We start from the raw sequence: 23,378 nt of genomic DNA on the forward strand, positions 1-23,378 counted from the left end.
CTCGTGACCATGAGCCAGACCCCGGACAGCGCCGTCCGCGCGTACATCGAGCAGCACGGTGCCGCCTTCCTCGACGACCTCGCCGAGTGGCTGCGCATCCCCTCCGTGTCGGCCCAGCCCGAACACGACGCCGATGTCCGCCGCAGCGCCGACTGGCTCGCCGCCGAACTGGCCAGAACCGGCTTCCCGACCGCCGAGGTCTGGGAGACACCGGGCGCACCGGCCGTCTTCGCCGAATGGCCCGCGGGCGACCCCGAGGCACCCACCGTCCTCGTCTACGGCCACCACGACGTGCAGCCCGCCGCCCGCGAGGACGGCTGGGACAGCGACCCCTTCGAGCCGGTCGTCCGGGAGAACCGCCTGTACGCGCGCGGTGCCGCCGACGACAAGGGCCAGGTGTTCTTCCACACACTCGGCGTCCGGGCCCACCTCGCCGCCACCGGCCGCACCGCGCCCGCCGTCCACCTGAAGCTGCTCGTCGAGGGCGAGGAGGAGTCCGGCTCCCCCCACTTCCGCGCGCTCGTGGAGGAACACGCGGACCGGCTCGCCGCGGACGTCGTGATCGTCTCCGACACCGGCATGTGGTCCGAGGACACCCCCACGGTGTGCACCGGGATGCGCGGGCTCGTCGAGTGCGGGATCGTCCTGCACGGTCCCGACCAGGACATCCACTCCGGCGCCTTCGGAGGCGCCGTCCCCAACCCCGCCACCGTCGTGGCCCGCCTGGTCGCCGCGCTGCACGACGAGCACGCGCGCGTGGCGATCCCCGGCTTCTACGACGGCGTCATGGAACTCGACGCCCACGAGCGGCGGCTCTGGGCCGAGCTGCCGTTCGACGAGGACGGCTGGCTGCGCGAGGCGCATTCCCACGCCACCGAGGGCGAGGCCGGGCACACCACCCTGGAGCGCGTCTGGGCCCGGCCCACCGCCGAGGTCAACGGCATCGGCGGCGGCTACCAGGGCCCCGGCAGCAAGACGATCGTCCCGTCCTCGGCCATGGCCAAGCTGTCGTTCCGGCTGGTCGCGGGCCAGGAGCCGGACCACATCGAGAAGGCCGTCCGCGCCTGGGCCACCGAGCGGATCCCCGCCGGGATCCGCGCCGAGATCACCTTCCTGCCGGCCACCCGCCCCTGTCTGACCCCGCTCGACCACCCGGCCCTGCAGTCGCTGGTCCGCGCCATGGGCCGCGCCTTCGAAGGACCGGTCAGGTTCACACGTTCGGGTGGCTCGGGACCGGCCGCGGACCTCCAGGACGTCCTCGGCGCACCCGTTCTGTTCCTGGGCATCTCGGTGCCCTCGGACGGCTGGCACGCCCCGAACGAGAAGGTTGAGCTGGACCTTCTCCTCAAGGGCGTCGAGACCAGCGCCTACCTGTGGGGTGACCTGGCCGAGAACTGGCGCCGTGCCCCCTGACCCGTCCGCGCCGTCCGGAGCGGTGGCGCGCGCGGGGCACACTGGAAGGACCGCCCCGCCCGCCCCGTACCCGCCCGACCCGGTCTCCTCCCGCCCTTCGTCCCGCTGAACCGCCCGCTGAAACATCCGTTGCACTGGGGGAGTTGGAAGCACCCGTGACCACCTGGACCGACCACACCGCCGACCGACCCATCTCGCTCACCGCCCCGAGCGGCATCGACCGCGCAGCCCACCACCGGCTCGACGAGGCCTGGCTCGCGGCGGCGTGGAGCCACCCCGACACCCGCTGTTTCGTGGTCTCCGGCGGCCAGGTCCTCATCGACGAGACGTCCGACGGCCGTACCGAGCTCGTCATGACCCCCTCCTTCGAGGCCCCGCTCACCGAGGCGCACCGCTACTTCCTGGGCACCGACGAGGACGGCGTCAGCTACTTCGCGCTCCAGAAGGACGCGCTGCCCGGCCGTATCGACCAGTCCGCGCGCCCGGCCGGCCTGCGCGAGGCCGGCCTGCTGCTGTCGCCGCGGGACGCGGGCCTGATGGTGCACGCGGTGGGCCTGGAGAACTGGCAGCGCACCCACCGCTTCTGCTCCCGGTGCGGCGAGCGCACGGTGATCGCCGCGTCCGGTCACATCCGCCGGTGCCCCGCCTGCGGCGCCGAGCACTACCCGCGCACCGACCCGGCCGTGATCATGGCGGTGACCGACGAGGACGACCGCATCCTGCTCGGCCGCCAGGTGCACTGGCCCGAGGGCCGCTTCTCGACCCTCGCGGGCTTCGTGGAGCCCGGCGAGTCCATCGAGCAGGCCGTGCGCCGGGAGGTCTTCGAGGAGGCCGGAGTCGCCGTCGGCCCCGTCGAGTACGTCGCCAGCCAGCCCTGGCCGTTCCCGTCCAGCCTGATGCTCGGCTTCATGGCCCGCGCGACGTCGACCGAGATCAACGTCGACGGCGACGAGATCCACGAGGCCCGCTGGTTCTCCCGCGACGAGCTGGGCGAGGCCTTCGACTCCGGCGAGGTGCTGCCGCCGTACGGGATCTCCATCGCGGCCCGCCTGATCGAGATGTGGTACGGCAAGCCGCTGCCGACGAGGAGCTTCGTCTGAGACGGCGGACCGGCCGATGACCGACACCCACGACACCTACTGGAACCACAACGTCCACTACCACCCGGTGGTGCTGGACGCGGTGCCGGACGGCTGCCGTTCCGCCCTGGACGTCGGCTGCGGCGACGGCCTGCTGGCCGCCGGGCTCGCGACCAGGGCGGCGTCGGTGACCGGCGTGGACCGGTCACCGGAGATGATCCGGCACGCCAGGAAACGGGACGTCCCGCGGAACGTCACCTTCCTGGAGGGCGACTTCCTCGACGGCGCGCTCCTCACCGAGGGCGGCTACGACTTCGTCAGCGCGGTCGCCGTCGTCCACCACGTCCCCTTCGACGACGCGATCGGCCGGCTGACGGGGCTGGTCGCGCCCGGCGGGCGGCTGGTCGTCGTCGGCATGGCCCACGACCGCGGCCTCCTGGACCGGGTGATCGGCGGATGCGCGCTCGCCGGGGCCGGAGCACTGCGTGCGCGCGGCCGCCGCACCGGACAGGGACCCTCCGGCATGCCCGTCGAGAATCCGATCATGAACTGGAGAGAGGTCCGGCGGGCCACCGCGCACCTGCTTCCCGGCCGCCGGTACCGGCGCCGGCTGCTGTGGCGCTACACCCTCGTGTGGGACAAGCCGGGCGGCGCACACGAAGACGGCCCCTGACCGAAGCCGGGGGCCGCCTGGTAAGGCGCACGAGGGCACCGCGTGGAACGCGCGGGGCGCTTACGCGCTGATCTTCTGCTTGACCTGGGCCAGCGAAGGGTTCGTCAGCGTCGAGCCGTCGGCGAAGAGCACCGTCGGGACCGTCTGGTTCCCGCCGTTCGCCTTCTCCACGAACGCGGCCGAATCGGGGTCCTGCTCGATGTTGATCTCGGTGTACGCGATGCCCTCGCGGTCCATCTGGCTCTTCAGCCGACGGCAGTAGCCGCACCACGTGGTGCTGTACATCGTCACAGTGCCCTGCATCTCGCTCGCGCTCCTTCGGCAGGTCGGGAAAATCGTGCAGGACTGGAACGTACGCGGCCCGCCCGTCATTCCCGCACCCCCCGCCCGCCCCGCGTGACGCCCGCCGCATAAGTACGACTGCGAGGGGCCGCCTGTGGACAACTCGCACGGCGGTCTCCGGCGACCTGGCAGCATGGCCGTGTGACACCAGCAACGCACTCCTCCCTCTTCCCGCAGGTTCCGGACTCCGCGGACGCGGTGCTCGACGGGCTCGACCCCGAGCAGCGCGAAGTGGCGACCGCCCTGCACGGGCCGGTGTGCGTGCTGGCCGGAGCCGGGACCGGCAAGACCCGGGCGATCACCCACCGGATCGCCTACGGGGTGCGGGCCGGCATCCTCCAGCCGTCCAGCGTGCTCGCCGTCACCTTCACCAACCGCGCCGCCGGGGAGATGCGCGGCCGGCTGCGCCAGCTCGGCGCCCAGGGCGTGCAGGCCCGCACCTTCCACTCGGCCGCGCTGCGCCAGCTCCAGTTCTTCTGGCCGAAAGCCATCGGCGGCTCGCTGCCGCGGATCGTCGACCGCAAGATCCAGCTGGTCGCCGACGCGGCCGCCGCCTGCCGCATCCGGCTGGACCGGGGCGAGCTGCGTGACATCACCGGCGAGATCGAATGGTCCAAGGTCACCCAGACCGTCCCCGCCGACTACCCGCCCGCCGCCGCGAAGGCGGGCCGCGAATCCCCCCGCGACCCCGCCGAGATCGCCCAGATCTACTCGGTCTACGAAGACCTCAAGCGGGACCGCGGGGTCATCGACTTCGAGGACGTCCTGCTGCTCACTGTCGCCGTGCTGCAGGACCGGCACGACATCGCCGACCAGGTCCGCGCGCAGTACCAGCACTTCGTCGTCGACGAGTACCAGGACGTCAGCCCCCTCCAGCAGCGCCTGCTGGAACTGTGGCTCGGCGACCGGGACAGCCTGTGCGTGGTCGGCGACGCCAGCCAGACCATCTACTCGTTCACAGGCGCAACTCCCGACCATCTGCTCGACTTCCGCACCCGCCACCCCGGGGCCACCGTCGTCAAGCTGGTCCGCGACTACCGCTCCACCCCCCAGGTCGTCCACCTCGCCAACGGCCTGCTGGCCCAGGCCCGCGGCCGCGCCGCCGACCACCGCCTGGAACTGGTCTCCCAGCGTCCCGCGGGACCCGAGCCCGTCCACACCGAGTACACCGACGAGCCCGCCGAGGCGGAGGGCGCGGCGCGCCGGATCCGGGAGCTGGTCGCCGCCGGGGTCCCGGCCGCCGAGATCGCCGTCCTGTTCCGCACCAACTCCCAGTCCGAGATCTACGAGCAGGCCCTCGCCGACGCCGGCGTGCCCTACCAGCTGCGCGGCGCCGAGCGGTTCTTCGACCGGCCCGAGGTGCGCAAGGCGGGAGTCGCCCTGCGTGCCGCGGCCCGCTTCGGCGGCAACGACGCGCTGCTCGACGACACCGTCGACCTGCCCTCCCAGGTGCGCGCGGTCCTCTCCGGGGAGGGCTGGACGACCGAACCGCCGGCCGGCTCCGGCGCCGTCCGGGAGCGCTGGGAGTCACTGGCCGCCCTGGTCAACCTGGCGCGGGACGTGGCCGCCGCCCGGCCCGCCGCCACCCTCGCCGACTTCGTCGCGGAACTCGACGAGCGCGCGGGCGCCCAGCACGCCCCGACCGTCCAGGGCGTCACCCTCGCCTCCCTGCACTCGGCGAAGGGCCTGGAGTGGGACGTCGTCTTCCTGGTGGGTGTCGCCGAGGGGATGATGCCGATCACCTATGCGAAGACCGACGAACAGATCGAGGAGGAACGCCGGCTCCTCTATGTGGGTGTGACCCGCGCGCGGGAGCGGCTCCATCTCTCCTGGTCCCTCTCCCGCACCCCCGGAGGCCGCCCCGGCCGCAGGCCCAGCCGCTTCCTCGACGGGCTGCGCCCCGGCTCCACCGGCACCGTCGGCCGCGGCGCGGGCGCGGGCATCGGGGGAGTCGAACGCGGGGCCGGTGCCGGCCCCGTGGCCGCGCCCCGGCGCGCGAGCCGCACCCCCGCCCGCTGCCGGGTCTGCGGCCGCACCCTCACCGACGCGGGCGAGATGAAGCTGATGCGCTGCGACGACTGCCCGTCCGACATGGACGAGGGTCTCTACGAGCGGCTGCGGGAGTGGCGTGCGTACCAGGCCCGGCTCAGCGGCCAGCCCGCCTTCTGCGTCTTCACCGACAGGACCCTGATGGCGATCGCGGAGAACGCCCCGGACGACGACCGCGAGCTGGCCCGGATCCCCGGTGTCGGCATGCGCAAGCTCAACCGTTACGGCGCCGATGTTCTGGCCATCTGCGCAGGTCGGCAGCCCGGCGGAGCCGTGGAGGGTGACTGATGCCAACTCGTCGAAAAAATAGTTTGCGCATGCCCCGGCAATCCCCATAGGTTCTAGGCACGGAAGCGGCGGCCTTCTCGAAGGCCCGGTTCCGTGTTGTACTTGCATATCCGAGCGGACTGGTTCGTCCCAGTCCCCCGAAGACGCCGAGAGGAGGCGAGTCCAGTGATCAGCATCAAGACCACCATCAGCGCGGCCAAAATGACCGATCTCTCGGCCGTCTCCGCGTGCATGCTCGGCGTCTCGAACCTGGGCACCGGTCTGTCCGGCATTCCCGCCGTGCGTCCGGCGTCCTCCTCCGTCTCTCTCGCGGGCCTTCCCGTCCGTGAGCGCGACGAGCGACCGACCGAGGCACTGGAAGCAGTAGTGGCACGGGCCCAGGCCTATGCCTTTACGGCAGCCGGTGCCGGAAGCCGGAAGCAGACGACGCAGCACCACCTGATGTGGGCCTTCCGTGGGCCAGAACCCTGGAGTGATCCAGCCTGATTCGATCAGGCCGGCGCCTTCAGGGCCGCGGAACCCCACCCGGGATCCGCGGCCCTTCTGTTTGTCCCCGTCACAGGGACGAACGGCGAAGGAGCCTCGGGCACGAGCAGCACCCGGTACCAGCCGCCAACCGGTCCCACCCGACCGGCACGACCAGACGAGGAACAACAGCCGTGCAACTCGAAGCGCACGCCCCGTCCGTACCGCCTTCCCAAACGAACCCGCCGCCCGGCTCCACGGAGGACTCCGCCTTGATCCCCCTCACCGCGCTCACTGCGCTCGACGACGCCATCGAGAACCTCGGCGTACCCGTCCCCTGCCGTTCGTACGACCCGGAGGTCTTCTTCGCGGAGTCGCCGGCGGACGTCGAGTACGCCAAGTCCCTCTGCCGCACCTGCCCGCTGATCGAGGCCTGCCTCGCCGGCGCCAAGGAGCGGCGTGAGCCCTGGGGCGTCTGGGGTGGCGAGCTGTTCGTCCAGGGTGTCGTCGTCGCTCGCAAGCGGCCGCGTGGCCGCCCGCGCAAGAACCCGGTCTCGGCATGAACATCCACGGAACGATCGACCGTCCCCTCACGCACGATCCCAAGAAGCAGGCCCCGATGAAGCCGTCCACCAGCGAGCCCGCCGGCTCCGCGATCCCAGACTTCACTCCCGCCGGTACGACCACCGGTTCGCGTCAGAACAGGACCCGCGAAATGCAACTCATCCCAGAAGCCCTGGCTCGTGCGCATATGCACGAGCGACTGCACGAGGCCGAGCGGGAAAGCCGGGCCGTGCGCCTGGCGACCGCCCGCCGGATGCAGCGCCGGGCCGAGCGCGCCTCGATGCGCGCCCGCCGTGCGCTCGCCATGGCCGTCATGCAGTGATCCCGAACACCTGAAGCGGTGGCCTCCCGGCTGAGGGAGGCGAAAGCTTCCCGCGGGGGCCGGTCCGGCCGAACGGACCGGCCCCCGCGGTGCGTTGTCCCCGCCGAACCGCGCGCCGCGGAGCGGTCGTCCCGCGCTGCCGCCTCGCCCGGCCGTCCCGCTACTGGACCTCGACGGCCGCCTCCGCCGCCTCCGCCGCTTCGGCGTCCGAGGCGCCGTCGGCTTCCGCGTCCTGCGTTTCCCCGTCCTGCGTTTCCATGGCCTCTTCGAGGACGAAGCCGGGCAGCCAGCCCTCCAGTTCCTCCCGCAGCCGCACCGTCGCGCCCAGCTGGCACAGCACGCCGATGGTGCTCAGCGTCACCCGGTGTATCAGCAGGTAGGCGGGCGGCAGGTTGAGCTGCTTGCCGAGCTGGTAGGCGGGATTGCGGGGGTCGGCGATACGGGCCGCCTGGCTGCGCATCCAGTTCCGGGTGAAGGTGAACTCCTCTACCTGCGCCGGCTCGATGATCGGCAGCAGGTAGTCCAGGACCGCTTCGGGGTCCAGCTCGATGGAGTCCTTGACGAAGCCCTCGGCGCGCAGCAGTTCGTAGACCGCCTCGGCGTCGCCGTCCAGCGTCATCCGCAGGGAGTCGCCGATCGGAGCGGGCAGGCCGCCCGCGAGACGGTCGACGGTGCCGAAGTCCAGCACGCCCAGCAGCCACTCCTCCTCGTCCTTGGGCCCGCCGGGCAGCAGGCGGAAGTTGCCCGGGTGCGGGTCGGCGTGCAGCAGGCCGGTGCGGGCCGGGCCCGAGAACAGGAACCGCGCCAGGAGCTGACCGGCCCGGTCGCGCTGCTCCTGGGTGCCCTCCGAGATGATCTCCGAGAGCGGTATCCCGTCGATCCACTCCGTGATCAGGATCTGCTCGCACTGGTGGACCACCGCCGGGACCACCACGTCCGGGTCGTCCGCGAACTCCTCCGCGTGCGCCGTCTGGGCCTGGGCCTCCAGGGCGTAGTCCAGCTCCTCGGAGACCCGGTCACGCAACTCGGTGATCAGGGGCTTGATGTCCATGCCCGGGATCAGCGGACCCAGCAGACGGGCAAAGCGGCTCAATTGCCCCAGGTCGGACAGTAGTGCCTCGCCGGCTCCCGGGTACTGCACCTTGACCGCGACCACCCGGCCGTCGTGCCACACCGCCCGGTGCACCTGTCCGATCGAGGCCGCCGCCGCGGGCTTCTCCTCGAACTCCAGGAACAGCTCCCGCCAGTCCTCGCCGAGCCGCTCGGCGAGCACCGCGTGCATCGTGGCGGCCGGCATCGGCGGGGCGGCCTCCTGGAGCCGGGTGAGGGCCGCCCGGTAGGGGCCGGCGACCTCCTCGGGCAGGGCGGACTCGAAGACGGACAGGGCCTGCCCGAACTTCATCGCCCCGCCCTTCAACTCGCCCAGGACCTTGAAGAGTTGCTCCGCGGTCCGTTGCTGCAGTTCGCGGCCGACGATCTCCGCCGACTCACCCACGATGCGCTTGCCCAGACCCCAGGTCGCCCGGCCGGCGATGCCGAGCGGGAGCGCGGCGAGCTTGGCGGTCCGGGTGACCGCTTTCCGGGGAAGATCAGACATGCGCCCTCCAAGTCCCAGTCGGCCGCGCGGCGTCCGTGCGCTCGCCGCGCTCCGCCGACGGCCGTTGCACCACCATTGTCGCGTGCCGTGCCCCGTCGGTTGATGCGTGCTCCCCCTTAGCTTTCTCCGCCGAGCCGCACGGGCATGCGGGATGCGGCCGGACCGGCCGCGCCCGCCAGTGCAGAGCCGGCACGGACGCCTCCCAGCGCACTCCCGTACCGGACGGCGACTCCCCGTCGAGGAAGGCCAGGGTGTGCGCGGCGGCCAGTCCCGCCACGGCCGTGGCCAGGGTCAGGTCGCAGGCCCCCGCCCGGCGGGGCCGCCCGGACCGCCACTGGGCGACCAGGCGAGGCCAGGCCGGGTCCCGGTCCGTGCGGTGCTCGTGCAGACAGCGCGCGCAGCCGGTCCCGCCGGGCAGCACGAGCGGGCCGACGACCCCGGTGCCCTCCACGACTCCCGTGTAGAGGTGAGGTGTCCCGGCGGCCATGAGCGGTTCGGCGGCCTCCGCGTCCGGGGCATGCACCAGGACGTCGTCACGCGGGGCGATGACCACCAGGGACAGGCCGGGCTCCGGCCCGTCCGGGGCCTGGCGGCGCGGCGGGCGGTCCGGGGCGGCCCGGCGGACCGCTCGGCGGGCGGCCGCGTCGCGCCGCTCGCCGACCGACTCCGCGGGCAGGCCGCCCGGCGCCACGTCCCACGGCCGGACCCGGCCCACGTCCCGCACGTCGACCTCGCCGACGCCCGCGCCCGACAGCAGCGCGGCCAGCGTGACGCCGACCCGGCCCGCGCCCCGCACCTGCACGCGCAGGGCGCGCCGGGCCGCCAGCCGGTCGAGCGCGCCGCCCGGATCCGGAGTGAGCAGGGACAGCGACGCGAGATCGGGACCGAGCCGGTCCAGGACCTCCGGTCTGGCGCGCAGCGCCGCCGCGGCCGGTCCGCCGCCGTGCGCGTCCTCGACGAGCCCGGCCCGGGACAGCCGCTCCACCAGCGCGTCGACATGTCCGTCCGGAAGATCCATGCGGCGCCCCTCGGCACGCAGCAGCGGCAGCCCGCGGGCGCCGTCGAGCAGGTCGAGGAAGCCGCCGGTCGCGATGTCCATCGGCCCGAGGGTCATCGCGTGCGCCGGGGTCATCCCGAACTGCACGGTGTCGAGGTCGCGCCAGCCGCGCCGGAGCGCGGTCTTCACCCGTGGATGCATGACAGTCCCCCGTGGCTGCCGAAAGGTCGTGGAAGATCCCGTCCGCCGGTGGAGCCGGTCACGCTCCGCCCGACGACTGCCAGCATGCCCGCCCCGGCCGGCGGACGCCGAAAGTTGTCCACAGGTGGTGAGTATTCGTCGTACAAATCAGACGCATGGTGGGGGATCGGCGTCGAACCGTCCCGGACCCGGGACTTCCCTGGTGTGCAGCGGGTAACGTCGGGGCGTGCCCGCCGACCCACTGCACCGCGCCGGAAAACCACCGCGCAGCCTGACGAGTCAGCCGCCCAGCGGCCTGGGGGTGAGCGCGATCGAGGTGCGCAGGAGCGCCCGGCGCCGCCGGACGGTCTCCGCGTACCGCGAGGGCGATCGCACCGTCGTGCTGATCCCCGCCCGGATGTCCGAGGCGGAGGAGAAACGCTGGGTCACGGTCATGCTCAACAAGCTCGCCGCCCAGGAGAGCAAGCGGGTGCTGGGCGACGCCGAGCTGTCCGAGCGCGCCGAGCGGCTGTCGGCCCAGTACTTCGACGGCCGGGCCCGCCCCGCATCGGTGCGCTGGGTCACCAACCAGAACACCCGCTGGGGCTCCTGCACCCCCGCCGAGGGCAGCATCCGCCTCTCGCACCGGCTGCAGGGCATGCCCGAGTACGTCGTCGACTACGTGCTCTGCCACGAACTGGCGCATCTGCTGGTGCCCGGCCACGGCCCGGACTTCTGGCGGCTCCTGGAGGCGTATCCGCGGACCGAGCGGGCCCGCGGCTACCTCGAAGGCGTGGTCGCCGCCGACCGGCTGCCCCATCCGCCCGGCGCCCGCGACGAGTGACCCGCCCCGCGGCACGCCCCCGTGACCGAGGGGTCCGGTTGTGTACCGGGTCTGTACCGACGTCCGCCGATGTCCGGGTTAGCCGTTAGCCTGGCGCGACGCACTCGCATTCGGGATGGGGGACGGTCGTAGCGTATGGCCAGGGAATTCCAACGCGGCCACAAGGCCAGGATCAGTGACCTGACGGCGGGCACGGATCTGTACGTAGGTGTGCAGATCGCCGGGCCCGGACTGTCCTTCGACATCAGCTGCTTCGGCCTGGACGCCGACGAACGGCTCTCGGACGACCGGTACTTCGTCTTCTTCAACCAGCCGAAGTCACCCGAGGAGTCCATCCAGCTGCTGGGTGCGCAGGCCGGCGACACGGAGTCCTTCCGGGTCACGCTGGACCGGATCCCGCCGCAGATCCAGAAGCTGGCCTTCACGGCGACCCTCGACGGCGCCGGGCAGATGTCGCAGGTCGGACCCGGATACCTCCGGATCGTCGCGGGCGGCGAAGAGGTGGCCCGCTACTCCTTCGACGGTTCGGAGTTCTCCACCGAACGCGCCGTGATGCTCGGCGACTTCTACCTCAAGGACGTCTGGCGTTTCGCCGCCGTCGGCCAGGGCTTCGACGGCGGTCTCGAGGCGCTGCTGAAGAACTTCGGCGGCGAGGTGATGGAGGAGGAGGCGCCCGCCGCGCCCGAGCCGCAGCCGTCGCAGGCCGGGTCCGCGCCCGGTTTCGCGCCGCCCGCGTTCGCCGCCCCGGCCGCGCCCGCCCCGGCCCCGGCACCTCCCGCGCCCGCGCCCCAGGGCTTCACCCCGCCCCCGGCGCCGGGGCCCACGCCGGTCCCGAACGTGCACGGCGCGCCCACCGTCATCGCCCCGCTGGCCCCGCCCGGCCCCGGCACCGTGCCGCCTCCGGCCCCGGCCCCCGCGCCGTACGGCCGCCCGCCCGCCCCGAACGCGCCGATGCCGCCCGGCTACGGCCAGCCCCCCGGCCCCCCGCAGCCCCCGGCCCCGCTGCCCGGGTACCCGCAGCCGCCGCAGGCCCCGGGCCCGCCTCCGGGCTACGGCCAGCAGCCGCCGTTCGGGCAGGTCCCCGGCCAGCAGACCTACGGGGTGCCGCAGGGTGCTCCCGCGGGCGGCGCCGGTGTGGGCGCGGCCCTCCAGAAGTTCAAGGAGACGCCCACCGGGCAGCGCTGGACCCCGCAGAACAGCAAGCTCATCCGTGTCGACCTGGGCATGGGCGGCCAGCCCGTGCTGGCCCGGCAGGGCAGCATGGTGCTCTACCAGGGCAAGGTGGACTTCAGCTACAAGGGCGCCGGATTCGCCGGCCGGATCGTGGGCAACGCCACCGGCCAGGAGATGCAGCTGATGCGCTGCACCGGCCAGGGCCAGGTGTTCTTCGCCGAGAACTCCACGAACGTGCACCCCATCGAGCTCCAGGGGGACGCGATCTGCGTCTCCGCCGAGAGCGTCCTCGCCTTCGACGAGAGCCTGCAGTACGAGGTCCGCCGGATCGAGGGCCACGGCATCCCCGGCGGCGCGCTGTTCACGATGCAGTTCCAGGGCACCGGCACGATCGTCGTCAAGACGCACGGCACGCCCGTCGTGCTCCCCGTGACGCCGACCACGTTCGCCGACTGCAACGCCGTGGTCGCCTGGTCGGCGGCCTCCCAGGTGATCGTCTCCAGCCAGGTCCGGATGCGCCGCAACGCCTATCCGGGCGACACCGGCGAGAGCGTGAACCTGCAGTTCCGGGGCGCCCCCGGCAACTTCATCGTGGTCCAGCCGTACGAGGTCTGAGGGAGCCCGTCATGAACCAGCCGCTCGCGGGCTACGCCCCCGCACCCGTCACCGCCCGCATGGAGAACCACGGCGACCACATGCTGAAGGTCGCCATGCAGACCGGCAGCGACCTCCTCGCGCGCGTGGGGTCGATGGTCGCCTACGAGGGCTTCGTCCAGTACGAGCCCAACCCGCCGGCCGTCCGCCAGATCGCCCGGGACTGGATGACCGGCGAGGGCGCTCCCCTGATGAAGTGCTCCGGCGACGGCCTGCTCTACCTGGCCGACTACGGCGCGAACGTCGTCGTCATCAACCTCGACGGCGACGGGATCTCCGTCAACGCCACCAACCTGCTCGCCTTCGACGCGCATCTGACGTGGGGAGTCGAGCGGGTCAAGGGGCTCGCGAAGTTCGCCGGGCAGGGTCTGTGGAACACCAAGATCTCCGGGCAGGGCTGGGTCGCGCTGACCTCCCGGGGCAAGCCGATCGTCGTCGACTGCGGCGGCGGCGAGGACGAGACGTACGTCGACCCGGACGCGCTGGTCGCCTGGTCGCCCAACCTCAAGGTGAAGGGCAAGCGCAGCTTCAAGGCGCAGTCCCTGATCGGCCGGGGCAGCGGCGAGGCCTACCAGATGGCCTTCTCCGGGCAGGGCATCGTCGTCGTCCAGCCCAGCGAGGACAGCACCGACCGCCTTCGTTTCCGGGGCTGAGGGGGAGCCAGACCATCATGCAGAGCCCGCTTTTCGCCTTCAACGACTCCCAGGCCCAGGACCGCTACAGCCTGCAGAACAAGCAGATGCTGCGGGTCGTCCTGGAGGGCCACGACGACGTCCTCGCCCGCAAGGGCACCATGGTCGCCTACCAGGGTCTCGTCGAGTTCGACGCCGAGTACCAGGGCCGCGGCCAGGCACGCGCGCGTGCGTACACCGGCGAGGGACTGGACCTGATGCGCTGCCACGGGCAGGGCACGGTCTACCTGGCCAACCTCGCCCAGCACGTCCACGTGGTGGACGTGGAACCGGACGGGCTGACCGTGGACAGCGGCTACGTCCTCGCCATGGACTCCTCGCTGCACCACGAGGTGGTGGCGGTGGACAGCCTCTACGGCATCTCCGGCTCCGGGAAGTACCAGCTCAACATCACCGGCCACGGCAAGGTCGCGCTGATGACCTCGGGCGCGCCGCTGCTGATGCAGGTCACCCCCGACAAGTACGTGAACTGCGACGCCGACGCGATCGTCGCCTGGTCCACCGGGCTGCGCGTCCAGATGCAGGCCCAGACGCATTCCTCGGGCGTGTGGCGGCGCCGCGGCAACACCGGGGAGGGCTGGGAGCTGAGCTTCATGGGAAGTGGCTTCGCGTTGGTCCAGCCGAGTGAACTGCTCCCGCCGCAGGGCGCCCAGATCGGTCAGGGTCTCGCCGCCCAGTTCGGGATGGGGCAGCAGGGCGCGCGCGGAATGAACCAGGGCAACGTCTGGAGCTGACGGCCCACGGCTGAGGGGCGCCCGCATCGGCGGACGCCCCTCACCCCTGTCCCCGCGTGTGCCTCACAGCCGGGCGCGGGCCGCTTCCAGCAGGTGTACGACCGACTCGTCGGCGACGTCCGCGACCTCGTCGTAGGCGAACCAGCGGACGTCGAGGGACTCGTCGCTGACCGCGTGCGCGGCGCCCGGCGGGGCCACGGCCGCGTACTGGACGTCGAAGTGCCAGTGGCACGGCGCGGGAATCGCGTGCCGGTCCAGGCGCACCGGGCCGCCCGGCAGCAGGGTCAGGCCGGGGATCCCGGACTCCTCGGTCGCCTCCCGCAGCGCCGCCGCGGCCAGCGTGGCGTCGCCCGGCTCGCAGTGGCCGCCCATCTGCAGCCACATCCGCAGCTTCTTGTGCAGGGTCAGCAGCACCCGGCCGTGCTCGGGGTCGACGACCACCGCGCTCGCCGTGACATGGCCGGCGTGACACGCCTTCCACAGACCGTCCGGGTGTGCCGCGAGATGGTCCAGATAGGCCTGGCGCAGCTCGTCCTGGCCCTCGTACTCCTTCAGGACGAGGACCGCGTCGTCGTACAGGTTCACTCGGTGCCGTCGCCCTCTGCCTCGTCGTCCTTCTTGCGCGCGTCCGGCTTGTGCAGGTCCGGCTTCTGAGCCGCCTCGCCGAGCATCTTGTCCAGCTCGGAGAAGTCCAGCTGCTCGCGGTGCACGAAACCGTCCGGGTCGTCCAGGTCGCCGGCGGTCGGCAGCATGTCCGGGTGCGCCCACAGGCCGTCCCGGCCGTCCACACCGCGCGCGTCGGTCAGCGACGCCCACAGGCGGGAGGCGTCGCGCAGCCGGCGCGGGCGCAGCTCCAGGCCGATCAGCGTCGCGAACGTCTGCTCCGCGGGACCGCCCGTGGCCCGGCGCCGGCGCAGGGTCTCGCGCAGCGCGTCGGCGGACGACAGGCGCGGCTTGGCCGCCGCGTGGACCACCGCGTCGACCCAGCCCTCGACGAGGGCCAGCGCGGTCTCCAGGCGCGCCAGGGCCGCCTTCTGCTCGGGTGTGTCCTCGGGCTGGAACATGCCCTGCTGGAGCGCGTCCTGCAGCTGCTCGGGGTTCTGCGGGTCGAACTGGCCGACCACGTCCTCCAGCTTGGCCGTGTCGACCTTGATCCCGCGCGCGTACCCGTCGACCGCGCCGAACAGGTGCGAGCGCAGCCACGGCACGTGCGCGAACAGGCGCTGGTGGGCCGCCTCGCGCAGCGCGAGATACAGCCGCACCTCCTCCTTGGGCACGCCGAGGTCCTTGCCAAACGCCTCGATGTTCGCCGGGAGCAGCGCGGCCCGGCCGACCGGGCCGAGCGGCAGGCCGATGTCGGTGGAGCCGACGACCTCGCCAGCGAGCACGCCGACGGCCTGGCCGATCTGCGTGCCGAACATGGCGCCGCCCATCGAGCGCATCATGCCGATCAGCGGGCCGGCCATGGCCTGCATCTCCTCCGGCAGCACGTCGCCCATCGCGGCGCCGACCCGCTCGGCGACCGGGTCGACCAGCTCCTGCCAGGCGGGCAGCGTCGCCTCGACCCACTCCGCGCGCGACCACGCCACGGCCGAGCCGGACCCCGACGGCAGCGACGTCGCGTCGTCCAGCCACAGGTCGGCGAGGCGGACCGCCTCCTCGACCGCCGTGCGGTCCGAGGGGCCCACGCTCGCGTCCTTGACACCGTCGGAGGTGCCCTGGGAGACCGTCTGGCGGGCGATCTGCTTGGCCATGTCCCAGTTCACCGGGCCGCCCTCGTACGAGAGCATCTGGCCCAGCTGCTGGAAGGCCGCGCCCAGGTCGGTGGGGTTCAGCGAACCGAACATGGCGGCGAACGGATTGTCGGCGCCCGGGGCGCCGGGGCCGCCGGCCCCCGGTGTGCCGAAACCGAACGGGTTGGCCGGTCCCAGCCCACCACCGCTCTGCTGGTCCTTCTTCTTGCCCTCGTCGCCGTCTTCCGGCTCCTCCGGCGGAAGGCCGAAACCGAATGGGGTGTCACTCACGGGAATCCTCGGCTGGTAAGGCCACCGGTTCTCTCCCGGCGGCGCGGCTGCCCGACAACACCACCCAGCGTAGACACCCCGGCCCGATCGGGCCTCGGTGCTTCGCCGACAGTCGGCCTGCGGCAGGATGGATGCCACCTGGTACGTACGCGTCACTCACGCTCGTACTGAAGACAACCGCTGGAGACGCCCGGTGAGTTCCCCAGATCCGCAGGTTCGCGCAGCGCGAAACCCGTCAACCCCTGCCGCCGTGCGCGGGCCCGTCGTCGCCGTCACCGGCGCCGCGACCGGGGTCGGCGCGCTGCTCACCGAGCGGCTGGCCGCGTCCGGGGAGATCAAGCAGGTCATCGCCATCGACGAGCGGCGCGGGGAGTGCGCGGACGCCCAGTGGCACATCCTCGACGTACGGGATCCGGCCATCGCGGACAAGCTCCGCGGGGCCGACGTGGTGGTGCATCTCGCACTCGACCTGGATCTGGAGACGGATCCCGCCGCCCGAACGGCCTACAACGTGCGGGGGACGCAGACCGTGCTCACCGCGGCCGCCGCCGCCGGGGTGCACCGCGTGGTGCTCTGCACCTCCGCGATGGTCTACGGCGCGCTCCCGGACAACGAGCTGCCGCTGGCGGAGGACGCGGAGCTGCGCGCCACCGCGGAGGCCACCGGCGTCGGCGACCTCCTGGAGATCGAGCGGCTCGCGCGCCGGGCGCCCCGCGCGCACCCCGGCCTCAATGTGACCGTCGTGCGCCCCGCGGTGCTCGTCGGAGGCACCGACACCGCGCTGACCAGGTACTTCGAGTCGCCCCGCCTGCTCGTCGTCGCCGGTTCGCGGCCGGCCTGGCAGTTCTGCCACGTCGAGGACCTGTGCAGCGCGCTGGAGTGCGCCGTGCTGGAGCAGGTCGACGGGGAACTCGCGGTCGGCTGCGACGGCTGGCTGGAGCAGGAGGAGGTCGAGGAGCTCAGCGGGATCCGGCGGATGGAGCTGCCGTCGGCGGTGGCGCTCGGCGCCGCGGCCCGGCTGCACCGGATCGGGCTGACGCCGTCGCCCGCGGGTGACCTCGCCTACACGATGTACCCGTGGGTGGTGAGCGGCAGCAGGCTGCACGACGCCGGCTGGCGGCCGGCGTGGACGAACGAGGAGGTGCTCGCCGAGCTGCTGGAGGAGGCGGCCGGGCGGCACACGGTGGCCGGCCGGCGACTCGGCCGCAAGGACGCGACGGCCGCGGGCGCGGCGGGCGCGACGGTCGCGCTGCTGGGCGCGGCGGCCGTGGTGCGGCGGGCCAGGAAGGCCCGGCGGCGGATCTGACCCCGGCCCGCCGGGGGCCCTCAGTCGTAGGAGTCTCCAAACGCACCCGCGCGCGTGCCGTTGGTCGGGCGCATTCCGTGTCGTCCCGCGCGTGCGGCACGATGGGGGTATGGCTGCTGTGAACGATCATCCCGGTGAACTGGGTGCCGACGATCCCGTCAAGCTGATCGGGATCCGGGAGAGCGCGCTGTCCGTGGACGAGGTCTTCGCGGCCGTCGGGGACGACGCGGCCGGCGGCGTCGCGCTCTTCGTGGGGACCGTGCGCAACCACGACGGGGGCGCCGACGTGGACGCGCTCGGCTATTCGTGTCATCCCAGTGCCGAGAGCGAGATGCGGCGGATCGCCGAGAAGGTCGTCGCCGAGTATCCGGTGCGGGCGCTGGCCGCGGTCCACCGGGTGGGCGACCTGCGGGTGGGTGATCTCGCCGTGGTCGTCGGCGTGTCGTGTCCGCATCGCGGGGATGCCTTCGAAGCCTGTCGGAAGCTGATCGACGACATCAAGCACGAAGTGCCCATCTGGAAGCACCAGACGTTCTCGGACGGCACGGAGGAATGGGTCGGCGCCTGCTGAGAACACCTGTCCGGGCTCCGGTTGCGTAACCGTACCCCCCGCGTGAGCGTTGTCAGAGCGGATGATTAATCTGCTGATCAGTCAGTCGCGGACGGTCATAGGGGTTGGGAGGTCGGCATGGGGGCGCTTGTCTGGCTGCTGATTCCGCTTGTCGCCGCGGTCGTGGCCGGTCTGTGGGGAAGCTGGGCCAACCGGACCAGGAGGACGCGGAGCGACGGGCCCGAACTCGACGGGTACGCGCGGTTCCGCGAGGCGATGGAGCGGTCCCACTCCGGCGGCTGAGCCGGCCTCGACGGGTGGCCCTGACGGTGCGCTGACAGACGCGTCCCGTACTGTCTTTGCATGCCACGCCGCACCGCGACGATGCTCGCCTCCACTCTGATGCTGATCGCGCTCCTGTGCGCCGGAGTGCTCATCAACGTGCCGTACTCGGAGATGTCCCCCGGCCCGACCGTGAACACGCTCGGGGACCACGGCGGCGAGCCGGTGCTGCAGATCTCCGGTCACAAGACCTACGCGACCTCCGGGCACCTGAACATGACGACGGTGCGGGTGACCAGTGCCGACTACAAGATGAACCTCGTGGAGGCCGTCTACGGCTGGCTCTCCCACGACACCAAGGTCGTGCCGCACGACACGCTCTACCCGGACGGCAAGACCGAGCAGCAGTCCACCCAGGAGAACGCCGAGGAGTTCAGCGAGTCCCAGGAGAGCGCGAAGGTCGCCGCCCTGAAGGAACTGGGCGTCCCGGTGAAGTCCTGGGTCATCGTCTCGACGGTCCTCAAGGACTCGCCCGCCGAGGGCAGGCTGCACGCCGGTGACGTCATCGAGGACGTCGACGGCACGGCGGTGAAGCAGCCCGCCGACGTCGCCACGCTGGTGACCAAGCACAAGCCCGGCGAGGACGTCGTCTTCACGGTCGTACCCGCCAAGGAGCAGGCCGCCGCCGAGAAGGCGAAGAAGACGGCCACCAGGACCGAGAAGATCACCGTGCGGACGACCGCCTCCACCGACGCCGGCGAGAAGCGGGCCATCGTCGGGATCTCGGCCGGGACCGACCACACGTTCCCGTTCTCCGTCGACATCAAGCTCGCCGACGTCGGCGGACCGAGCGCCGGCCTGATGTTCGCGCTCGGCATCTACGACAAGCTCACCCCGGGCAGCCTCACCGGCGGCAAGTTCGTCGCCGGCACCGGCACCATCGCCGACGACGGGACGGTCGGCCCGATCGGCGGCATCTCCCTGAAGACCATCGGGGCCCGTGACAAGGGCGCGCAGTACTTCCTGACCCCGGCCGACAACTGCGCCGAGGCGGCCAAGGACACGCCGAGCGGGCTCACCCTGGTCAAGGTCAAGACGATCGACGACGCCCTCGGCGCCCTCAAGGACATCCGCGCCGGGGACACCGGCGCCCTGCCGAAGTGCAGCGCCAAGGGCTGACGCCGCAAAGAGGCCCTGAGGACCCGGGGGCGCCCCTCCTGACGAGGGGCGCCCCCGGCGTCGTGCGGGGCGCCCCCGGCGTCGTGCGCGGGCCGCGTACGGCGGCTCAGTCCGCGAACGTGGCCCTCAGCGCCTCCGCCAGACCCGGAACCAGGTCGGGTCCGGTGAGGACCTCGGTCGGCGAGTCCTTCTCGCGCAGCCGGACCGCCGCGTCGCGGGAGCCGTCCCGCAGCACGGCGACCGTCATCCGGACCTCCTGGCGGTCGGGGTGCTGGGCCACCCACGAGGCCAGCCTGCCCTCGCTCAGCCCCTCCGGGACCTGCTTCTCGGCGGACGGCGGCAGCATCAGCCGCTCCACCGTGAGCGCGCAGCCGACCACCGCGTCCGGCCAGGCGATGGTGCCCAGGAACTCGTCCAGCGCCTTGTCCGTCGGCACCTCGTCCTGCTCGATCGGGGTCAGGCCGGTGGTCGCGGACTCGTCCTCCAGACCGAGCTGGGCGGCCAGAGCCGGTTCCTGGGTGCGCAGCCGCGCGGTGTCGACGAGGGCGAAGAGGCGAGCGGGCTGGTCCCAGCCGAGGCCGGAGGCGTACTCGTCGATCTCGAGTACGGCCCGGGTGAGCGGGTTCGCTGCCATGGGAGTGTTGGACATGGTCACAATCCTGCCTCGTTCATGGCCGGAATCGGGAACCGAGTAAGTCGTGAGTAAGTTGCATAGGTGTGCCCCCACGATCACGGGGGGCCACGTCGGGTCCGCGGACAAGGGGGCCTGACGCGACAACAGCGGACAAACAGCGAACTTCGAGGTGCGCACCTTGGCTTTCCAGATGCCGGACCGCGGCGGAGGCCCGACGGGGCCGCGGATGAGAGCGGGCCGCCCGTCCCGGCGCGTCCGGACCCTGCTCATGACCCTGGGCGTCCTTGCCGTGCTCGGCATGGCGTTCACCATGTTCGCGGGCTTCTGGACGGACTGGCTCTGGTACCGGTCGGTGCACTACTCCTCGGTGTTCACCACCACCCTGTGGACGAAGATCGGCCTGTTCTTCGTCTTCGGGCTGCTGATGGCCGCCGCGGTGGGCTTCAACATCTGGCTCGCGCACCGGCTCAGGCCGCCGCTGAGCGCCATGTCGATGGAGCAGCAGAGCCTGGACCGCTACCGGATGGGCATCGCGCCGTACAAGCGCTGGCTGCTGCTCGCGGTCACCGCACTGGTCGGGCTGATCGCCGGTGCCTCCGCGGCCGGTCAGTGGCGTACCTGGCTGATGTGGGTCAACGGCGTGCCCTTCCACCAGAAGGACCCGCAGTTCCACCTCGACGTCTCCTTCTACGCCTTCGACCTGCCCTGGTACCGGTTCCTGCTGGGCTTCGGCTTCGCCACCGCGATCCTCTCGCTGATCGCCGCCGCGCTCACCCACTACCTGTACGGCGGGCTTCGGGTCACCAGCCCCGGCGCGCGCGCCACCGGTGCCGCGACCGGTCACCTCTCGGTGCTGCTCGGCCTCTTCGTCGCGCTCAAGGCGGTCGCCTACTGGCTCGACCGCTACGGACTGGCGGTGAAGTCCAGCGACTTCAAGGCCACCGGCAACTGGACGGGCCTCAGGTACGTCGACGCGAACGCGTACCTGCCGGCCAAGACGATCCTGTTCTGCATCGCCGTCATCTGCGCGCTGCTGTTCTTCGCCACCCTGTGGCGGCGCACCTGGCAACTGCCCGTCATCGGCTTCGGCCTGATGGTCCTGTCGGCGATCCTCATCGGCGGCCTCTATCCGGCGATCGTCCAGAAGTTCCAGGTCCAGCCCAACGAGCAGGCCAAGGAAGCCCCGTACGTCCAGAAGAACCTCAAGGCGACCCGCGAGGCGTACGGCATCGACGACACCAAGGTCACCGAGTACAAGGGCACCAGCACGACGACGGACAAGACCAAGCTCCGGGACGACGTCGACAGCACGGCGAGCATCCGGATCATGGACCCGAACATCGTGTCGCCGACGTTCCAGCAACTCCAGCAGATGCGGAACTACTACGCGTTCCCCACCAATCTGGACGTGGACCGCTACACCAAGGACGGCAAGGTCCAGGACACCGTCATCGGTCTGCGTGAGCTGAACCTGGCCGGCATCCCGAAGAACAACTGGATCAACGACCACTTCCGCTACACCCACGGCTACGGCGTGGTCGCCGCCAAGGGCACCGAGGCCGACGACCAGGGCCAGCCGGTCTTCACCGAGTCCGACCTGCCGTCCCAGGGCGACCTGGGCACGTACGAACAGCGCGTCTACTACGGCGAGAAGACCAACACCTACTCGATCGTCGGCGGTCCCCAGAAGGAGATCGACTACTCCGACGACAACGGTGAGAAGCTCACCAGCTACGCGGGCAAGAGCGGGGTCAGTCTCTCCAGCCCGATCAACCGGGCCGCGTACGCGGTGGCGTTCAACGAGCCGCAGATCCTGTACTCGGGCGCGATCGGCGAGGGCTCGCGGATCCTGTACAACCGCACGCCCAAGGAGCGGGTCGAGGCGGTCGCCCCGTGGCTGACCATCGACGGCGACGCCTACCCGGCGGTGGTGGACGGCCGCATCCAGTGGATCGTCGACGCCTACACGACGTCCAACGGCTATCCCTACGCCTCGCGCACGACCCTCGGCGACACCACCGCCGACTCGCTGACCGCGACCAACAACTCGCGGGCGGTGGTGGCCCAGCAGAACCAGGTCAACTACATCCGCAACTCGGTGAAGGCGACCGTGGACGCGTACTCCGGCCAGGTCAAGCTCTACCAGTGGGACACCGAGGACCCGGTGCTGAAGACCTGGATGAAGGCCTTCCCGGGCACCGTGCAGCCCAGGAACGCCATCTCGCAGGACCTGATGGACCACCTCCGGTACCCGCAGGACCTGTTCAAGGTGCAGCGCGAACTGCTCACCCGCTACCACGTGACGGACGCCCAGACGTTCCTGACCGGCAGCGAGGTGTGGCAGGTGCCCGACGACCCGACCAACAAGTCGGGCGACGCGGTGCCGCCGTACTACCTGAGCATGAAGATGCCGGACCAGAGCGCGCAGACGTTCTCGCTCTCGACCACGTTCACGCCCAACGGCCGGGACAACCTCAGCGCGTTCATGTCGGTGGACTCCGAGGCCGGTTCGAAGGACTACGGCAAGATCAGAATCCTGAAACTGCCGACGAGTACGACGGTCGACGGACCCAAACAGGTCCAGAGCAAGTTCAACTCCGAACAGGAGATCGCGGCCGCCATCAAACTCCTGAAGGGCGGCGACTCCGAGGTCGAGTACGGCAATCTGCTGACCGTGCCGCTGGACGGGGGCCTGCTCTACGCGGAGCCGGTCTACGTCCGCGGTGCCGGCGTCAAGTACCCCTTGCTGCGCAAGGTGCTGGTCACCTACGAGGGCAAGACCGTCTTCGAGAACACCCTCGGGGAGGCCCTCGACAAGGTCTTCGGGTCGGGCGGCACCGACACCGGGTCCTCGGACACCGGATCCTCCGACACCGGATCCTCCGACACCGGGACGACCAGTCCGCCGGAGTCCTCCAACCCGACGGTCCGGCAGGCGCTCGACGACGCCCAGAAGGCCTTCGAGGCGGGCCAGGAGGCCATGAAGAAGGGCGACTGGACGGCGTACGGCAAGGCGCAGGACCAGCTCCAGGACGCGCTCAGGCGCGCCGAGGAGGCGCAGTCCAAGGCGGGCGGGACCGGCGGCGGCGCCTCGCCGAGCGGCAGCCCGAGCCCGGGTGCCGACGCGAGCCCGACCCCGAGCGGTGGCTCAGGACCGGGCGGATGATCAGGACCGCCCCGCGCCGTGGTACGGTTTCACCACAACGGCGCGGGGTGGAGCAGCTCGGTAGCTCGCTGGGCTCATAACCCAGAGGTCGCAGGTTCAAATCCTGTCCCCGCTACTGAAGTCGAAGGCCCGGATCCTTTTGGATCCGGGCCTTCGTGGTGTGCGGACGCG

At 71.6% G+C, this 23,378-nt stretch carries 22 protein-coding genes and 1 tRNA gene; 17 read left to right on the plus strand and 6 right to left on the minus strand.

Annotation, left to right across the window (positions count from 1 at the left end; genetic code table 11):
* The first annotated feature begins 9 nt into the window (after positions 1–9).
* The 3 genes from ACIQOE_RS17620 (at position 10) to ACIQOE_RS17630 (ending at position 3,165) form a co-directional block, all read left to right on the plus strand.
* Positions 10–1,413 (plus strand): dipeptidase, encoded by a 1,404-nt coding sequence (locus ACIQOE_RS17620; protein ID WP_401412246.1) that lies wholly within the window; start codon positions 10–12, stop codon positions 1,411–1,413.
* A 155-nt stretch (positions 1,414–1,568) separates the two neighbouring features.
* A complete protein-coding gene (nudC, locus tag ACIQOE_RS17625; protein WP_362643862.1) occupies positions 1,569–2,513 on the plus strand; it encodes an NAD(+) diphosphatase in 945 nt (314 codons plus the stop codon).
* Positions 2,514–2,529: 16 nt separating this feature from the next.
* A complete protein-coding gene (locus ACIQOE_RS17630; protein WP_401412248.1) occupies positions 2,530–3,165 on the plus strand; it encodes a class I SAM-dependent methyltransferase in 636 nt (211 codons plus the stop codon).
* 60 nt (positions 3,166–3,225) lie between these two features.
* On the opposite strand, the gene ACIQOE_RS17635 is transcribed toward ACIQOE_RS17630, so the two are convergent.
* Positions 3,226–3,468: a mycoredoxin gene (locus ACIQOE_RS17635; protein ID WP_351939913.1), complete on the minus strand. Its 243-nt coding sequence runs from the start codon at positions 3,466–3,468 to the stop codon at positions 3,226–3,228.
* 180 nt (positions 3,469–3,648) lie between these two features.
* Here ACIQOE_RS17635 and ACIQOE_RS17640 point away from each other — a divergent pair, with 180 nt between their 5' ends.
* The 4 genes from ACIQOE_RS17640 to ACIQOE_RS17655 all read left to right on the plus strand — a co-directional run bounded on the left by ACIQOE_RS17640 (position 3,649) and on the right by ACIQOE_RS17655 (position 7,195).
* Positions 3,649–5,844, plus strand: coding sequence for an ATP-dependent DNA helicase UvrD2 (locus tag ACIQOE_RS17640; protein WP_401412251.1), 2,196 nt, complete (start codon positions 3,649–3,651; stop codon positions 5,842–5,844).
* 165 nt (positions 5,845–6,009) lie between these two features.
* Positions 6,010–6,330, plus strand: a complete 321-nt coding sequence (locus ACIQOE_RS17645; protein WP_351321653.1) for a hypothetical protein — start codon at positions 6,010–6,012, stop codon at positions 6,328–6,330.
* 173 nt (positions 6,331–6,503) lie between these two features.
* Positions 6,504–6,872 carry a WhiB family transcriptional regulator gene (locus ACIQOE_RS17650; RefSeq protein ID WP_351321655.1) on the plus strand — a complete coding sequence of 123 codons (369 nt, stop codon included), beginning with the start codon at positions 6,504–6,506 and terminating at the stop codon, positions 6,870–6,872.
* Positions 6,869–7,195 carry a hypothetical protein gene (locus ACIQOE_RS17655; RefSeq protein WP_351321657.1) on the plus strand — a complete coding sequence of 109 codons (327 nt, stop codon included), beginning with the start codon at positions 6,869–6,871 and terminating at the stop codon, positions 7,193–7,195. The genes ACIQOE_RS17650 and ACIQOE_RS17655 overlap by 4 nt, the downstream gene beginning before the upstream one ends.
* Before the next feature lie 160 nt (positions 7,196–7,355).
* On the opposite strand, the gene ACIQOE_RS17660 is transcribed toward ACIQOE_RS17655, so the two are convergent.
* Together ACIQOE_RS17660 and ACIQOE_RS17665 are read right to left on the minus strand one after the other, a co-directional pair.
* Complete coding sequence (locus ACIQOE_RS17660) at positions 7,356–8,792, minus strand: ABC1 kinase family protein (protein WP_401412254.1); 1,437 nt, start codon at positions 8,790–8,792, stop codon at positions 7,356–7,358.
* Positions 8,785–9,990, minus strand: coding sequence for a TOMM precursor leader peptide-binding protein (locus tag ACIQOE_RS17665; RefSeq protein WP_401412256.1), 1,206 nt, complete (start codon positions 9,988–9,990; stop codon positions 8,785–8,787). Before ACIQOE_RS17665 ends, ACIQOE_RS17660 begins: the two co-directional genes overlap by 8 nt.
* Positions 9,991–10,216: 226 nt before the next feature.
* Here ACIQOE_RS17665 and ACIQOE_RS17670 point away from each other — a divergent pair, with 226 nt between their 5' ends.
* The 4 genes from ACIQOE_RS17670 (at position 10,217) to ACIQOE_RS17685 (ending at position 14,066) form a co-directional block, all read left to right on the plus strand.
* On the plus strand, positions 10,217–10,813 hold the full coding sequence (locus tag ACIQOE_RS17670; protein WP_351321663.1) for a M48 family metallopeptidase: 597 nt from the start codon (positions 10,217–10,219) through the stop codon (positions 10,811–10,813).
* A gap of 135 nt (positions 10,814–10,948) precedes the next feature.
* A complete protein-coding gene (locus ACIQOE_RS17675) occupies positions 10,949–12,601 on the plus strand; it encodes a TerD family protein (RefSeq protein WP_362643857.1) in 1,653 nt (550 codons plus the stop codon).
* Positions 12,602–12,612: 11 nt separating this feature from the next.
* Positions 12,613–13,293, plus strand: coding sequence for an AIM24 family protein (locus ACIQOE_RS17680; protein ID WP_351321667.1), 681 nt, complete (start codon positions 12,613–12,615; stop codon positions 13,291–13,293).
* A gap of 17 nt (positions 13,294–13,310) precedes the next feature.
* Entirely contained in the window at positions 13,311–14,066 is a 756-nt protein-coding gene (locus ACIQOE_RS17685; RefSeq protein ID WP_365556595.1) for an AIM24 family protein, read from the plus strand.
* 63 nt (positions 14,067–14,129) lie between these two features.
* Here ACIQOE_RS17685 and ACIQOE_RS17690 read toward each other — a convergent pair whose 3' ends face one another.
* Positions 14,130–14,651, minus strand: coding sequence for an NUDIX hydrolase (locus tag ACIQOE_RS17690; protein WP_365573931.1), 522 nt, complete (start codon positions 14,649–14,651; stop codon positions 14,130–14,132).
* Positions 14,648–16,090 carry a zinc-dependent metalloprotease gene (locus ACIQOE_RS17695; RefSeq protein WP_351321673.1) on the minus strand — a complete coding sequence of 481 codons (1,443 nt, stop codon included), beginning with the start codon at positions 16,088–16,090 and terminating at the stop codon, positions 14,648–14,650. The genes ACIQOE_RS17690 and ACIQOE_RS17695 overlap by 4 nt, the downstream gene beginning before the upstream one ends.
* A gap of 193 nt (positions 16,091–16,283) precedes the next feature.
* Here ACIQOE_RS17695 and ACIQOE_RS17700 point away from each other — a divergent pair, with 193 nt between their 5' ends.
* From ACIQOE_RS17700 to ACIQOE_RS17715, 4 genes are all read left to right on the plus strand, one after another.
* Positions 16,284–17,396, plus strand: coding sequence for an SDR family oxidoreductase (locus ACIQOE_RS17700; protein ID WP_351321675.1), 1,113 nt, complete (start codon positions 16,284–16,286; stop codon positions 17,394–17,396).
* Between the two features lie 109 nt (positions 17,397–17,505).
* Positions 17,506–17,967: a molybdenum cofactor biosynthesis protein MoaE gene (locus tag ACIQOE_RS17705; protein WP_351321677.1), complete on the plus strand. Its 462-nt coding sequence runs from the start codon at positions 17,506–17,508 to the stop codon at positions 17,965–17,967.
* Between the two features lie 117 nt (positions 17,968–18,084).
* On the plus strand, positions 18,085–18,249 hold the full coding sequence (locus ACIQOE_RS17710; RefSeq protein ID WP_351321679.1) for a hypothetical protein: 165 nt from the start codon (positions 18,085–18,087) through the stop codon (positions 18,247–18,249).
* A 60-nt stretch (positions 18,250–18,309) separates the two neighbouring features.
* Complete coding sequence (locus tag ACIQOE_RS17715; protein WP_362643854.1) at positions 18,310–19,407, plus strand: PDZ domain-containing protein; 1,098 nt, start codon at positions 18,310–18,312, stop codon at positions 19,405–19,407.
* Between the two features lie 106 nt (positions 19,408–19,513).
* On the opposite strand, the gene ACIQOE_RS17720 is transcribed toward ACIQOE_RS17715, so the two are convergent.
* Positions 19,514–20,062 (minus strand): PPA1309 family protein, encoded by a 549-nt coding sequence (locus ACIQOE_RS17720; protein ID WP_351321683.1) that lies wholly within the window; start codon positions 20,060–20,062, stop codon positions 19,514–19,516.
* Positions 20,063–20,231: 169 nt separating this feature from the next.
* Between ACIQOE_RS17720 and ACIQOE_RS17725 the strand changes: the two genes are divergently transcribed.
* Together ACIQOE_RS17725 and ACIQOE_RS17730 are read left to right on the plus strand one after the other, a co-directional pair.
* Positions 20,232–23,207, plus strand: coding sequence for a UPF0182 family protein (locus tag ACIQOE_RS17725; protein ID WP_401412545.1), 2,976 nt, complete (start codon positions 20,232–20,234; stop codon positions 23,205–23,207).
* 41 nt (positions 23,208–23,248) lie between these two features.
* Positions 23,249–23,322 (plus strand) — tRNA-Met (locus ACIQOE_RS17730).
* The last annotated feature ends 56 nt before the right edge of the window (positions 23,323–23,378 follow it).

The sequence above is a fragment of the Streptomyces sp. NPDC091282 genome (assembly GCF_044757385.1).
Taxonomy (GTDB): Bacteria; Actinomycetota; Actinomycetes; order Streptomycetales; family Streptomycetaceae; genus Streptomyces; species Streptomyces gramineus.